The organism is Acinetobacter sp. NIOH-H-8 (assembly GCF_046635365.1).
Taxonomy (GTDB): Bacteria; Pseudomonadota; Gammaproteobacteria; order Pseudomonadales; family Moraxellaceae; genus Acinetobacter.
Genome location: NZ_JBHDVN010000402.1, coordinates 1 through 255, shown reverse-complemented (window position 1 = coordinate 255; position 255 = coordinate 1). Strand labels below are relative to the sequence as shown.

Annotated in this window: 1 rRNA gene; it reads left to right on the top strand. The window is 41.2% G+C overall.

Annotated features, from left to right (window positions below):
• Positions 1-172: 172 nt before the first annotated feature.
• A 5S ribosomal RNA gene (gene rrf, locus ACEWB7_RS18855) occupies positions 173-255 on the top strand; the annotation flags it as partial.

Below are 255 nucleotides of genomic sequence, written 5' to 3'. Positions count from 1 at the left end.
CAATTGATTTCATATTGATCTAACGATCAGACAAAAACTTGATTTAGTTAAGCTAATCGAACAAACTACTACGACTCAGATACATCTGTTAATGCATTCTATTTGAAGAAAGCTAGGCAAACGAAGCACAAGCAACGTAAATAAGACCATAGCGAGTAAGCATACCAGTTGTGCTGGCGACCATAGCAAGAGTGAACCACCTGATCCCTTCCCGAACTCAGAAGTGAAACCTCTTAGCGCTGATGGTAGTGTGGG